The organism is Sphingomonas sp. Leaf198 (assembly GCF_001424005.1).
Taxonomy (GTDB): Bacteria; Pseudomonadota; Alphaproteobacteria; order Sphingomonadales; family Sphingomonadaceae; genus Sphingomonas.
Window position 1 is genome coordinate 1228430 of the sequence record NZ_LMPX01000001.1, and the last position, 13964, is coordinate 1242393.

General features: G+C 66.2%; 13 protein-coding genes and 1 pseudogene. 8 read left to right on the forward strand and 6 right to left on the reverse strand.

All coding sequences use genetic code 11. The annotated features are described in order from the left end of the window. Positions 1-2: 2 nt before the first annotated feature. Together ASG20_RS05465 and ASG20_RS05470 are read right to left on the reverse strand one after the other, a co-directional pair. Positions 3-992, reverse strand: a complete 990-nt coding sequence (locus ASG20_RS05465; protein ID WP_056049528.1) for an iron-containing redox enzyme family protein — start codon at positions 990-992, stop codon at positions 3-5. Positions 993-1072: 80 nt separating this feature from the next. After that, on the reverse strand, positions 1073-1255 hold the full coding sequence (locus tag ASG20_RS05470) for a hypothetical protein (protein ID WP_056049531.1): 183 nt from the start codon (positions 1253-1255) through the stop codon (positions 1073-1075). Positions 1256-1493: 238 nt separating this feature from the next. On the opposite strand from ASG20_RS05470, the pseudogene ASG20_RS20140 reads away from it, so the two are divergent. Beyond that, a pseudogene (locus ASG20_RS20140) lies at positions 1494-1625 on the forward strand (IS5 family transposase); the annotation flags it as partial. A gap of 134 nt (positions 1626-1759) precedes the next feature. Here ASG20_RS20140 and yghU read toward each other — a convergent pair. Next, a complete protein-coding gene (yghU, locus tag ASG20_RS05475) occupies positions 1760-2653 on the reverse strand; it encodes a glutathione-dependent disulfide-bond oxidoreductase (protein WP_056049534.1) in 894 nt (297 codons plus the stop codon). A gap of 180 nt (positions 2654-2833) precedes the next feature. Continuing rightward, positions 2834-3691 (reverse strand): serine hydrolase, encoded by an 858-nt coding sequence (locus ASG20_RS05480; protein ID WP_082470737.1) that lies wholly within the window; start codon positions 3689-3691, stop codon positions 2834-2836. A 453-nt stretch (positions 3692-4144) separates the two neighbouring features. On the opposite strand from ASG20_RS05480, the gene hpnA reads away from it, so the two are divergent. The 7 genes from hpnA to ASG20_RS05515 are packed head-to-tail and all read left to right on the forward strand — an operon-like array spanning position 4145 to position 11790. After that, on the forward strand, positions 4145-5146 hold the full coding sequence (hpnA, locus tag ASG20_RS05485; RefSeq protein WP_231420462.1) for a hopanoid-associated sugar epimerase: 1002 nt from the start codon (positions 4145-4147) through the stop codon (positions 5144-5146). Beyond that, entirely contained in the window at positions 5116-6270 is a 1155-nt protein-coding gene (locus ASG20_RS05490) for a glycosyltransferase (protein ID WP_231420463.1), read from the forward strand. Before hpnA ends, ASG20_RS05490 begins: the two co-directional genes overlap by 31 nt. Then, positions 6267-7127, forward strand: a complete 861-nt coding sequence (hpnC, locus tag ASG20_RS05495; protein WP_056049541.1) for a squalene synthase HpnC — start codon at positions 6267-6269, stop codon at positions 7125-7127. Before ASG20_RS05490 ends, hpnC begins: the two co-directional genes overlap by 4 nt. Continuing rightward, the gene (gene hpnD / locus ASG20_RS05500) at positions 7124-7963 is read left to right on the forward strand and encodes a presqualene diphosphate synthase HpnD (RefSeq protein ID WP_056049545.1); all 840 of its coding nucleotides are present in this window, start codon (positions 7124-7126) and stop codon (positions 7961-7963) included. Before hpnC ends, hpnD begins: the two co-directional genes overlap by 4 nt. Then, positions 7960-9210: a hydroxysqualene dehydroxylase HpnE gene (hpnE, locus tag ASG20_RS05505; RefSeq protein WP_082470738.1), complete on the forward strand. Its 1251-nt coding sequence runs from the start codon at positions 7960-7962 to the stop codon at positions 9208-9210. The genes hpnD and hpnE overlap by 4 nt, the downstream gene beginning before the upstream one ends. Then, positions 9203-11140: a squalene--hopene cyclase gene (gene shc, locus ASG20_RS05510; protein WP_056049549.1), complete on the forward strand. Its 1938-nt coding sequence runs from the start codon at positions 9203-9205 to the stop codon at positions 11138-11140. Before hpnE ends, shc begins: the two co-directional genes overlap by 8 nt. Further along, a complete protein-coding gene (locus ASG20_RS05515) occupies positions 11137-11790 on the forward strand; it encodes a phosphorylase family protein (RefSeq protein WP_231420465.1) in 654 nt (217 codons plus the stop codon). The genes shc and ASG20_RS05515 overlap by 4 nt, the downstream gene beginning before the upstream one ends. Here the strand turns inward: ASG20_RS05515 and hpnH are convergent. After that, complete coding sequence (hpnH, locus tag ASG20_RS05520) at positions 11713-12858, reverse strand: adenosyl-hopene transferase HpnH (protein WP_056049552.1); 1146 nt, start codon at positions 12856-12858, stop codon at positions 11713-11715. The genes ASG20_RS05515 and hpnH overlap by 78 nt on opposite strands. 8 nt (positions 12859-12866) lie before the next feature. Next, the gene (gene ispH / locus ASG20_RS05525; RefSeq protein ID WP_082470739.1) at positions 12867-13880 is read right to left on the reverse strand and encodes a 4-hydroxy-3-methylbut-2-enyl diphosphate reductase; all 1014 of its coding nucleotides are present in this window, start codon (positions 13878-13880) and stop codon (positions 12867-12869) included. Positions 13881-13964: the final 84 nt, after the last annotated feature.

Sequence of the window (13964 nt, forward strand, 5' to 3'; positions counted from 1 at the left end):
TTTCACAGATCGGAGACGCGGCGGAGCAGGGGCGCATCGCCGGTATAGTGCCGCCAGACGCCCGAGTAGAATGCGTCGTACAGGTCGACGAACAGCGGCATCTGCGCTTTCAGACGGCGCACGTCGGTCTCGGCGATCGCGGGGATCTGCTGGAAGATCAGCCGGGTGAGGTTGCCGTGTCCCGCGTCGATGTTGATGTTCGCATGCGTGCGCAGCGGACCGACGAAGCCGTCGTCCATGCCGACGCGGGTACACGCCTCGATGAAGCTGTCCTCCTTCATGCCCTGCCCTTCGAGCAGGCCGAGCGTCGAAAAGAAAAACAGCGGATCGTTGTGCGCCCAATAGGCAAGCGCGTTGCACAGCGCCATCGTCTCGGGCAGCGGGATCGCGTCCTGCATATCCGCATAGGTCAGGCTGACATGCGTGAGCGATCGCAGCAGGATCTCGTCATGGCCATATTCTTCCGAGAAGAACTCGTTCAGCAACAGCCTGACCGCGGTGTTGGGCACATAGGACAGCACCGGCGCGTCGAAATAGCTTTCGCGGAACAGGAAATGCCAGTTCTCGATCACCATGCCGGTGGCAAGCCGCTGCGGAAGGTCGCCCGGCGCGTTGGCGGCAAGGCAGGTCTGCCAGAACGGGTTGCGGTAGATCGTCGTCTCGCAGCGCGCCTCGACCAGTTCCTCGAGCTCCAGGATGACCTCGGACCCGGAGCGAAACGGCGGCAGCGCGGTGTCGTCGAGCAGGCCCAGCCCGTCGAGCGACGCGACGAGATCGTCGGCCACCTCGCGCCGGAGCGCCGGCTCTTCGGCGACGATCCGGTCGAGCGTGGTCGCGCCGTCCATCCGGCGTAGCGCGCGTTCGAGCACGGACTGCGGCAGGTCGCGGGCGACGAGCGTATGGCGGTCGCCGAGCAGCAGCGCGGTCCCGCCGACGCGGATTTCGGTGTTCAGCCGGGGGCGGCCAATGGTCTGGATGTCTTCGATCTGCACGCTATCGTCCGATCGCGGTCGCGCGGTCGCGCATGGCCGGCGGTGCGGGCACGCCGCACGGCCGGCCAGCAGCGAACGCGTCAGAGGTGGATGGCGATCAAGGTCGGGCGGCCATCGGCCTTCTCGACCGTGAACAGGAAGTGCTTCCCGCCCAGGGTGCCGGTGTTGATGTACAGATCGGGCTTCTTGCCGTCGAACGTGTTGTTCGCGAGATCGGCATGCTTCACTTCGTGAACCGTCGGATGTGCGGCAGCTGCAGACATGATGTCCTCCTGTGTCGTGGTGCCGGCTTCGTCGAGCCGGCTGGGAGGAATGCTCTGCCCGGACGCAGGGGCGATCAATCGAAGACGCCTCCGATATGGCGTCACCGCGACGACTGCCCTCGGCAGATAGACCCGAAACGACGCAGATCGCCGCAAGGGATCATAATTTACGAGACGATAGCCCTACGCTCAGGGTCAGGACCCATGACGTGGGAGACGCGATCGGACTCAGGCTCACGCGCCGGTCGCGTATGGTCCGCACAAGACGCCGTACACCCGGTGAAGTGAAAGAGGCGTCGTCGTCCGCATGATGGAGGGATTGGCTGCCGCGGATGCCCAACCGAAAACCATCATGATCGACGCGACCTTCCAAAGCAGACCGCATGGCTCGGCTGCCTGAAGAACTGGCGCCCCGACCGCTAAAGCCGATGCCCCACGGTCTTCTTCGCTGCCATCGCCCTCGCTGCCACCGTCATCTTCTGCCCATGACAACGAGTCCTGACCCTAGCGCGTCTCGCCTTCCGTCGCCGTCGCGTCGAGCTTGTCCTGCGTCCTAGTCTCGAAGTCACCCGCATCGTGGCGTTCGTGGAGCTGGCTGGCGGGATCGCCGATCACGCGGTTGACCATCCGCCCACGCTTCACCGCAGGCCGCGCGCCGATCAAGTCGGTCCAGCGCACGACGTTCTTGTAGTCCTTCGCCTGAAGGAACTCGGCAGCCTCATAGACCTGACCGCTCACGAGCGCGCCGTACCACGGCCACACCGCCATATCGGCGATCGAATACTCGTCTCCGCCGATATACTCGCTCTCGCCAAGCCGCCGGTCGAGGACGTCGAGCTGGCGCTTCACTTCCATCGCGAAGCGGTCGATCGCATATTCGATCTTCACGGGCGCATAGGCATAGAAATGCCCGAACCCGCCGCCGAGCATCGGGCCCGCGCCCATCTGCCAGAACAGCCACGACAGCACTTCGGCGCGCTTGGCGGGATCGGTGGGAAGGAACGCGCCGAATTTCTCGGCAAGATACAGCAGGATCGAACCGGACTCGAAGACCCGGACCGGAGTCGCGCCGCTGCGATCGACCAGCGCCGGTATCTTCGAATTGGGATTGGCCTCGACGAAACCGCTGCCGAACTGGTCGCCGTCCATGATCCTGATCAGCCACGCGTCGTATTCGGCGCCGACGTGCCCGGCAGCGAGCAGTTCCTCGAGCATCACGGTCACCTTCACGCCGTTGGGCGTTGCCAGCGAATAGAGCTGGAGCGGATGCTTACCGATGGGGAGTGGCTTGTCATGCGTCGCGCCCGCGGTCGGACGATTGATGCTGGCGAACCGGCCTCCGCTCTCCTTGTTCCACGTCCAGATCTTGGGCGGCACGTATTCGGCGGTCTCGGTCATCAGGTCTCTCCGCGACGATTGGGGACTCTCCCGTCCGCGATAGGCGGTAATCCGGAATTGCTCCAGACGTTTGGGACGCGACGGTATCGTCGTAAGCCGCATATTCAGGCAACCAACGAGCGGAACGCACCGTCGTCAGCCTGCGCCGGTACACGGCGGCCAACCAAAAGGAACGGGCGACTACCGCATTTGCATGAAGATCGAGACCGCGTTGCGGACGCTATCCGCAAACCGGTCATAGATCGCCCGCGCCACCTGGGCGATGACGGGCTGGCGATCGCGTCCTCCGCGCGCGAACACCGCGACGGCCACGCGGCGGCCGTCGGGCATGGTAATGAACCCGACGTCGTTGGTGATACCGTCGAGCGTGCCCGTCTTGTCCTCCACGCGCGTACCGGCGGGAAGGAGTGCGCGGATCCGGCGCGTGCCGGTCGCGCATCGGCTCATCAGCTCCAACAGGAACGTCCGGCTTTGCGCCGTCAGGACGGTACCGTTGTCGATCTTGTTCAACAGCGTGACCATCGCGACCGGCGTGGCGACATCCCGGCTGTCGGCAAGGTGGCCGCGCTCCCGCAGCAGCTGGGCTATCGTCCGGTCCATCCGGATACCGGTGATATTCTGCGACGACAGCCACTGCTGGATCGCGCCGGGGCCCCCGAGCGCAGCCAGCAACTGATCGGTCGCCTGATTATCGCTGCGGATGATCATCAGCTCCATGACCTTCGCCGCGGGCCGGCCAACGATCATGTCGCCAAGGCTGCGTCGTCCCTGATCGACCTCGCCGAGATAGGCGGCTGCGATAGCGAGCTTGACCGTACTCGCCATCGGAAACGGGGTATCGCCATTGATCGAAACGGTCGAGCCATCGCGAAGGTCCAGCGCAGCGATGCCATAGTCCCCGGAGCGTTCCGCGATCAGCTTGCTGAGCGCGTGCTCGAGCCCGATGAGGTCCGGGGAGCTTGCGGCCGCCGGTGCCGGGACGAGGACGGTTGCGGCGATACAGGACAGAAACAGATGGGAAAGCCGGGGTGCGTGCATCGATCGTCCTTGCGTATAGCTCTTCGGCAGCCTGCTCCTGCTAAACCGAAAAACCTGAACACATCGTGTTGCCCGCCGGCGAAATGCACACAACGACGCGTCGCGTGCCGTTCATCGCGAAACCGGGCAGATATGCCTACGCACTGGCGGCTTTTCGGGCAAGCGTCGCTGAGCCAAACCGCTGCGATCGTCGCACGAGATGATGGAGACCGTGGATAGGGTGAGCGATGCCAGGCGGGTATGATGACTCCCGACCCTCGGGCAGACCGTGGCAACGCTATTTCCTTCGCCCGGATACGGGACGCCAGTCGAACGAGCGGCGCAACTGGAAAAAGAGGCGGCATGGACCGGTATCGCGACGGAAGCGATAATCGGATGCGCAAGTCGGGATTGCGCGGCGCGACGATGGCCGTAAGGCATTAGAACAACCATGTTCGGTGAGAGTTCGATGCCGTGACCAGATCCAGCGAGACGCTCCTGATCACCGGCGTCGCCGGCTTCGTGGGATCCGCGATCGCCCGGGCGGCGGCGGCGCATGGCATGCCGGTCCGGGGGCTGGTGCGACCATCCAGCACGCGGACCAACCTTGTCGATTTCCCCGGTGCCATCGTCGAAGCGGATCTGCGCGACGCGGCTGCCGTAACGGCGGCGATGGCGGGCGTCCGTCACGTCATCCATACCGCGGCCGACTACCGGATCTGGGCCCGCGATCCCGAAGAGATCGTCCGCAACAATCGCACCAGCACGCTTAACGTCATGGCCGCCGCGCTGGCAGCCGGGGTAGAGCGCATCGTTTATACCAGCAGCGTCGCAACGCTGCTTCCCGACCCCACAGGGGCCGCCGACGAAACCCGCCCCGCCACCGAACAGACCGTCGTCGGCGCGTACAAGCGCAGCAAGGTGGTCGCCGAACGGTTGGTCGAGGCGATGGTCCGCGAGCAGGGCCTGCCCGCGGTGATCGTCAATCCCTCGACGCCGATCGGCCCGCGCGACGTGCGGCCCACACCGACCGGGCGGATCATCGTCGAGGCGGCAAACGGCAAGATGCCCGCGTTCGTCGACAGCGGCCTCAACCTCGTCCATGTCGACGATGTCGCGCGCGGTCATCTGCTGGCGCTCGATCGGGGTCGGATCGGCGAGCGCTATGTGCTTGGCGGGCAGGACGTCGCGCTGGCGGACATGCTCAGGGCGATCGCGACGATGGTCGGTCGTCGTGCGCCGACGGTCCGCCTGCCGCGCGCCCCGCTGTTCCCGCTGGCGTGGCTCAACGAACGACTGGCCGCGGTCACCGGCAAGGACCCGTTCCTGACGCTCGACGGATTGCGGATGGCCAAGCACACGATGTTCTACAGTTCCGCCAAGGCGACGCGCGAACTCGGCTACCACGCGCGGCCGCATGGGCAGGCGCTGGCCGATGCGATCGCGTGGTTCCGGCAGGCGGGCATGATCGGGTGATCGGCATCGCCGTATCGACGGTCGCGATCTGGCTGTATCTGGTGCTCGGCAATGGCGGCTTCTGGCTGGCCCGCGAACGCGACACGCGCGACGTACCCCCTGCCCCCGCGCCCAATGTCACCTCATGGCCCGATGTCGTCGCTGTCGTGCCCGCGCGCGACGAGGCCGACGTCATCGCGCGCGCGATCGGCAGTCTGGCCGACCAGGACTATCCCGGCGATTTCCGCATCGTGCTGGTAGACGACGGCAGCAGCGACGGGACGGCGGACATCGCGCGCGACGCCGGGGGCGATCGGCTGACCATCGTACGGGGCACACCCTTGCCCGCGGACTGGACCGGCAAGCTCTGGGCGGTATCGCAGGGCATCACGAGCGCCGGATCACCGCGCTATCTCTGGCTGACCGACGCGGATATCGCGCATGCCCCCGATACGCTGCGGTCGCTGGTCGCCAGGGCCGAGCACCGTGATCTGGCCCTGGTCTCGCTGATGGCGAAGCTGCGCTGCACGCATTGGGCGGAACACGCATTGATCCCCGCGTTCGTGTATTTCTTCCAGATGCTCTACCCGTTCTCGCGCGTGAACGGGCACGGGCCGGGTGCGGCAGCGGGCGGCTGTATGCTGGTGCGCCGTGAGGCTCTGGCCGCGGTGGGCGGGATTGGCGCGATCCGCGGTGCGCTGATCGACGATTGCGCGTTCGGCGCGCTGATGAAGACGCGGGGCCCGGTCTGGCTCGGGCTGACCGAGCGGTCGCGCAGCATACGCCCGTATGACGGCATCCGCCCGATCGCGGCGATGATCTCGCGGTCCGCCTACGCACAGCTCGACTATTCGCCGCTCAAGCTCATCGGTGCGGTGATCGGCCTCGCACTCGTCTATGCCGCCCCGCCGCTGCTTGCGCTGTTGGCCGACGGGCCGGCCCGTGCGCTCGGGATAGCGGCATGGCTGCTGATGACGCTGTCGTTCCTGCCGATGCTGCGCTTCTACCACCGTTCGCCGTTATGGTCGCCGTGCCTCCCGCTCATTGCGGCTTTCTACACGGGCTGCACCTTGCTATCCGCCTGGCAGCACGGGCGAGGCCGTGGCGGCATGTGGAAAGGGCGCGCGCAGGCTGCGCGGCAATGATGGCAACGGCATCGGATCAGCACACCGCCGAACTCGCGTCCGGCAAGGATCACACGGGCGAGAACTTCCCGGTCGCCTCGGCAATCCTGAAGCGGGAGCATCGCGCGCCGATCATGGCGTTCTATCGCTTCGCGCGCGCCGCCGACGACATCGCCGACCATCCGACCGCACCCGCCCCCGACAAGCTAGCCCGACTGCATGCCATGCGGCTGGGCGTGACCGGCCGAGGCGACGAACCGCATGCGCTGACGTTGCATCAGGTGATGGCCGAACGGCGTCTGGACGCGCGCCATGCCAACGACCTGCTCGACGCGTTCGAACATGACGTCACGGTGCGCCGCTATGCCGACTGGGACTCGCTCATCGCCTATTGCCGGGTCTCGGCAATGCCGGTGGGACGCTATGTGCTCGACGTCCACGGCGAGGATCGCGCGACCTGGGAGGCGTCGGATGCGCTGTGCGCGGCGTTGCAGATCATCAACCATCTCCAGGATTGCGGGAAGGATTATCGCGCGATCGACCGTGTGTATCTGCCTACGGAAATGCTTGCCGCACACGGCGCGCGGGTCGAGGATCTCGGCGAAGACGTTGCCACGCCGGCGCTTCGCGCCACGATCGTCACGCTCGCCGAACGTACGGCCGGCCTGCTTGCGACGAGCGCCGGTTTCTCCGCGATGATCCGCGACCGCCGGCTTGCAGCCGAGGTGGCGATCATCCAGAGGCTTGCCGAGAGCCTGACCGAACGCCTGCTGACGCGCGACCCGCTGAGCGAGAGCGTCCATCACGGCAAGCTGGAGGCGGCGTGGCTCGCTGCGGGTGCTGCGCTGGGCAGCCTTGTACGGGGACGTCCGCGATGAATCCCAATGCGACACCCGCTGCGCTGCGCGCCCAGGTATCGGGCAGTTCCTTCTATGCCGGCATGCGCGTGCTGCCGAAGGCCGAGCGCGAGGCGATGTATGCGATCTACGCGTTTTGCCGGATCGTCGACGACATCGCCGACGATCAGCAGGGCATACCAGCGGAGCGCGCCGCCCAGCTCGACCAGTGGCGAACCGATATCGATGCGCTCTATGCCGGCGGCGATCCCGGACAGGCGATCATCGTCGCCGAGGCCATCCGCCGCTTCGATCTCGATCGCGCCGATTTGCACGCGGTTATCGATGGTATGGGGATGGACGTCGCAGGCGACATCCGCTGGCCCCCCGCCGCGACGCTCGACCTGTATTGCGACCGCGTCGCCTCGGCGGTCGGACGGCTGTCGGTGCGGATCTTCGGGATGGACCCGGCGCCCGGTATCGCGCTCGCCTTCCATCTTGGCCGTGCGCTGCAACTGACCAATATCCTGCGCGACATCGACGAGGATGCCGCGATCGGCCGGGTCTACCTGCCGTTCGAACTGCTCAGCGGTGCGGGCATCCCGATCACAGTACCGGCCGAGGTCATAGCCGATCCGCGCATCGATGCCGTTGCGCGCGCACTCGCGACCGAGGCGCATGGCCATTATGCGCAGGCAAACGCGATCCTGGCGAAGCGCCCGCGCGGACACCTGATCGCGCCGCGGTTGATGGCGGCGGCCTATGCCAAGGTGCTGTCGCGGATGGAGGTTGTCGGCTGGGCGCCGCCGCGCACCCGCGTCCGCGTATCGAAGCTGGCACTGCTCTGGACGATACTGCGCCTGAGCCTGACCCGGTGAGTTTTTCCCGCGTGACGATTGCCGGAGCGGGGCTGGCCGGGCTTGCCGCCGCAGTCGCTGCGCACGAGGCGGGGCTGGCCGTCCGGGTGGTCGATGGCGCAGCGCAGGCGGGCGGACGCTGCCGGTCGTATCATGATCCGCAGCTCGGGCTGACGATCGACAACGGCAATCATCTGGTCCTGTCGGGCAATACTGCGGTCACCCGCTTCCGGGCGACGATCGGCGCGACGACCCCACTCGCCGGGCCGGACCATGCCGATTTCGCATTTTGCGATCTTGCGACGGACGAACGCTGGACGGTGCGGATCAACGATGGTCCGGTGCCCTGGTGGGTGATGGCGAAACGCCGTCGCGTGCCGGGCAGCCGTGCGAGCGACTATCTGCCGCTAGCCCGTCTGCTCGGCGATCGGGAGGAGCGGATCGACGCGCGGATCGCAACCGATGGTCCGGTGTGGGCCCGGTTGCTCGAACCCGTGTTGCTCGCCGCGCTGAACACCGCACCTGCCGAAAGTTCGGCGAAGCTCGCAGGCGCGGTCCTGCGCGAGACGATCGCGAAAGGTGGCAAGGCGATGCGTCCGTGCATCGCCGAGCCGAACCTCTCCGGGGCGTTCATCGATCCGGCGCTGGCGTGGCTCGCGGGCCATGCAAGCCCGGTAACGCTCGGCCGCCGCCTTCGCGCGATCGGCTTCGAGGGCGACCGTGCGACTAGCCTGGACTGGGGCGACGGACCGGAGCAGATCGCAGACGACGAGGCGGTGATCCTCGCCGTGCCCGCCTGGACCGCAACCGCGCTGATTCCCGGTCTCGAGGCGCCCGACGAACACCGCGCGATCGTCAACGGGCATTTCGCGTTTCCAGCCCCAACCGGCGCGCCCGCGATGCTGGGACTGCTCGGCGGGACGGCGGAATGGGTTTTCGCGTTTCACGATCGACTTTCGGTGACCGTGAGCGCCGCTGATCATCTCGTCGACCGCGACCGCGAGACGCTAGCACAGGCGTTCTGGGCGGATATCTGCGCCGCGCTCAAGATCGACGCGCCGATGCCGCGCTGGCAGATCGTCAAGGAGAAGCGGGCAACCTTCGCCGCCACGCCCGAGCAGAATGCCAAACGCCCGCCTGCGCGTACCCGCTGGCGCAACCTGTTCCTTGCAGGCGACTGGACCGATACCGGCCTGCCCTCGACGATCGAGGGGGCGCTGCGCTCGGGCGAAACCGCCGCCCATTTGGTAAGGGGCGATCATGCCTGATAACGATCCTAGGCACGCCCCCCCTTCGCTTGCCGCGGTCGAAGTCGCGGTTGACCGCGCTACCGCCGCATTGGCCGCGCAGCAGCGCGACGACGGGCACTGGGTATTCGAACTCGAGGCCGACGCGACGATCCCAGCCGAATACGTCCTGTTGCGGCATTATCTCGGCGAGCCCGTCGCTGCGGATCTGGAAGCGAAGATCGGACGCTACCTACGCCGCATCCAGTCCGAGGCGCATGATGGCTGGGGCCTGTTCCACGAGGGCGCGTTCGATGTCAGCGCAAGCGTGAAGGCCTATTATGCGTTGAAAATGATCGGCGACACGACCGATGCCCCACATATGGTGCGCGCACGAACCGCGATCCTGGCTGAGGGCGGTGCGGCGGCCAGCAACGTCTTTACGCGGATCCAGCTTGCGCTGTTCGCCGCGGGGCCGTGGGCGACCGTGCCGACGATGCCGCCCGAACTGATCCTGACGCCGCGCTGGTTCCCGGTCCACTTGTCCAAGATGTCGTACTGGGCACGCACCGTCGTCGTGCCGTTGCTCGTGCTGGCCGCGCTCAAGCCGGTCGCCCGCAATCCGCTGGGGGTGAAGATCGACGAACTTTACACCGGCGCCGCGGTTCGGCCCGGGTCGAAGGCTGCGGATACGAAGTGGCTGTGGACGGCGGGGTTCAACGCGCTCGACCGGGTGCTGAAGGTCGGCGACCGGCTCTGGCCCAAGCGGATGCGCCGGCGTGCGATCGAGGCGTGCGTCGCGTTCATTACCGAGCGGTTGAACGGCGAGGACGGGCTTGGCGCGATCTATCCGGCGATGGCGAACAGCGTGATGATGTTCGACGCACTCGGCTATGCGGCGGATCATCCGGCGCGGGCGATCGCGCGGCAGTCGATCGAGAATTTGCTCATCGTCGGCGATGACGAGGCATATTGCCAGCCCTGCGTCTCGCCGGTGTGGGACACCGCGCTCGCGGCACACGCGATGATGGAAGCGGGCTGCGACGACCTGGCCGCAAAGGCGCTTGCCTGGTTGAAGCCGCGGCAGGTGCTGGACGTGAAGGGCGACTGGGCGGACGAGAAGCCCGACGTGCGGCCCGGCGGCTGGGCGTTCCAGTACAACAACGATCATTATCCCGATCTCGACGACACCGCCGTGGTCGTGATGGCGATGGATCGCGCGCAGGCCGGGGCAGCGTACGTTACCGCGATCGAACGCGGTGTCGAATGGACAGTTGGGTTGCAAAGCCGCAACGGCGGCTGGGGCGCGTTCGATGCGGACAACAGCTACGACTATCTGAACAACCTGCCCTTCTCCGATCACGGCGCATTGCTCGACCCGCCGACTGCGGACGTCAGCGCACGCGTCGTGTCGATGCTCGCGCAACTTGGCGAACGCGACGGGCCCCGCATGGCCCGCGCGCTCGCCTATCTGGAGCGCGAGCAGATGGCGGACGGCAGCTGGTTCGGTCGCTGGGGCGTCAACTACATCTACGGCACCTGGTCGGTGCTGTGCGCGCTGAACGCCGCAGGGTTTACACCCGAGCACCAGATGGTCGCCAAGGCGGTCGACTGGCTTGAGCGCATCCAGAATGCCGATGGCGGCTGGGGCGAGGATTGCGACAGCTATGCACTGGATTATGCAGGCTACACGCCCGCGCCGTCGACCGCATCGCAGACCGCCTGGGCGCTGCTTGGGCTGATGGCAGCGGGTAGCGTCGACGGCGATGCGGTCGAGCGGGGGATCAACTGGCTCTCGGCGCAGCAGGATGCTGACGGCCTGTGGGGGCAGGAATACTATACCGGGGGCGGATTTCCCCGCGTATTCTACCTGCGCTACCACGGCTATCCGAAGTATTTCCCGCTCTGGGCGATAGCGCGGTATCGCAACCTCAAGCGCTCCAACACGCGCGCCGTCGGGTACGGGATGTGATCCTTGCCGCGTGCGGCCTGCAGCGCGAGGCGCAGCTGATCGAAAAGGCGGGGCTGGTCCCGGTGATCGGCGGCGGCGATGCCGAGCGGCTGGGGGACGCGCTCGAACGGCGCTGTGGCGAGGCCAGCGCAATCCTGTCGATCGGGCTATGCGGCGCGTTGGCGGTCGATCTCGACGTCGGCAATGTGGTGATTGATGCCCAGACTGCGGGTCTGAACGCGTGGCTACGAGCCGCCCTTCCCCACGCTCGTACCGGCGCGATCGTTGGGCAGGACAGACCGGCAGCCACAAGCGACGACAAACACCGCCTTCATCTCGCCACCGGAGCGCTGGCCGTAGACATGGAGTCGCATGTCGCCGCGCGCGTGGCTCTCCACCGAGGGCTGCCGTTCGCGGCGATCCGCGTGGTGTCCGACGATGCGCGGCGGACCCTGCCGCCCGCCGCGCTCGTCGGCATGCGGGCGGACGGCGGGATGGCGCTGGGTGCGGTGCTGAAATCACTCGCGCGGCATCCTGCCCAACTCCCCGCGCTGATCCGCACCGGAATCGATGCGGAGCGGGCGTTCCGAGCGTTAAGCGGCGCGCTGCGCGCGCTTGAAACCCACCGGATCGGCTTCCTTGATCCGCGCGAGTTCACGCTCGACCTGTGACGCATAGGTCTCGGCAGCGGGACGCTGGTGCGACAGGTCGATATCGGGCTTCATCGGTCCGTCGGTCCGAACGCCCTTCATCGCCACCTTCATGAGCTTGAGCGGATGACGGATCGCATCGGTCGCCGCCGTGCCTTCGAAGCCGCAATGGACCATGCAGTCGGCGCACTTCTCATATTTGCCGACGCCGTATTCGTCCCAGTCGGTGCCTTCCATCAACTCGGCGAACGTGGGCACATAGCCTTCGCCGACGAGGTAGCACGGCTTCTGCCAGCCAAAGACGGTGCGCAGCGGCATCGACCAGGGCGTGCATTCATAGGTCTGGTTGCCAGCCAGGAAATCGAGGAACAGCGGCGAGTTGGTAAAGGTCCATGCCTTGCCGCCATTGCCGCGCGAGAACACGTCGCGGAAGAAGTTCTTGGTCCGCTCGCGGTTGAGGAAATGCGCCTGGTCGGGCGCGCGCTCATAGGCATAGCCCGGCGAAATCGTGATCTCGACGCCGTTTGCTTCCATGTCGTCGAAGAACGCCGCGGTGCGGGCCGGATCGGCGCCGTCGAACACGGTGCAGTTGACCTGGACGCGGAAGCCCTTTGCCTTGGCGAGTGCGATCGCATCCTTGGCAACGTCGTATACGCCGTCCTGGCAGACCGACTTGTCGTGTGCGGCCTGGTCGCCATCGAGATGAATTGACCAGGTGAAGAACGGCGACGGCGTATAATCGTCGATCTTCTTCTTCATCAGCAGCGCGTTGGTGCACAGGATGACGAACTTCTTGCGCTCGATGTACCCCTTGACGATCTTCGGCATGTCGCGGTGCAGCAGCGGCTCGCCGCCGGCGATCGATACTGCCGGCGCGCCGCAATCGTCGATCGCCGCCATACACTCGTCATAGCTCAGCCGCTGGTTGAGGATCGCGTCGGGATAGTCGATCTTGCCACAGCCGGCACACGCCAGGTTACAGCGAAGCAGCGGCTCGAGCATCAGGACGAGCGGATATTTGCCGCCCTTGATATGCTGTTTCACGGTGTAGGCGCCGATGCGGGCGATCTGGCTGAGGGGAAGGCTCATGCTCGTTCCTATTCGGCCGCCGCGGCGGTAGCGCGGGGCATTCTGAGTTCGGCGGGAAGGCTGAATTCGACATTCTCCTCCACGCCGTCGAGTTGTGAAACGCGCACGGGTCGCAACAGTCGCAGTGCCGCGATCACCGAGTCGACGAGCTCGTCGGGTGCCGAGGCGCCTGCGGTGATACCGACCGCGGCGACGCCGTCGAGCCATGCCGGATCGACGCCGTCGCCGTCATCGACCAGATAGCTCGGTATGCCCATCTCGGCACCGATCTCTCGCAAGCGGTTCGAATTCGAGCTATTCGCCGCGCCGACGACGATCAGCAGATCGCTGACCCGCGCCAGATCACGGACCGCGGTCTGGCGGTTCTGCGTGGCGTAGCAAATTTCGGACACGTCCGGCCCCTCGACATCGGCGAAGCGCGCGTGGAGCGCCATAATGACGCCGCGAGTGTCGTCGACGCTCAGCGTCGTCTGCGTGACGTAGGCGATCGGCGTGTCGACCGGGATCGACAACGCCTCGACCTCTTCAGGGGTCGAGACCAGATGCATCGGCGCATCGACCTGCCCCATCGTGCCGATCACCTCGACATGGCCGGCATGGCCGATCAGCACGATCGTCCGGCCGGACTTCGCATAGCGGCGCCCCTGGATATGGACCTTGGTGACCAGCGGGCAGGTCGCGTCGAGCACGGGGAGTTCCCGCAGCCGCGCCTCCTCTTGCACGCTGCGCGCGACGCCGTGTGCACTGAAGATCGTCACCGCACCGGGAGGGATCTCGGTCAGGTCCTCGACGAACACCGCACCCTTGCGCCGCAGCTTGTCGACGACGTGCCGGTTGTGGACGATCTCGTGCCGGACATAGACGGGCGCGGAGTAGCGCTCGATCGCCTTTTCGACGATGTCGATCGCGCGGACCACGCCGGCACAAAAACCACGAGGTTGGGCGAGGATCACCTGAAGCGGTGTCGTCACTGTAGCGGGGGAACGATCGATGTTCCCATCGGTGGTTTGCAAGACCGCCATGTCCTTTCCGTCATCACCGAGGCATGGCGTCCGAATTCGAACCACCTCTTGATGTTGCGTCATAGGTAACCATTGCGCCCCCGT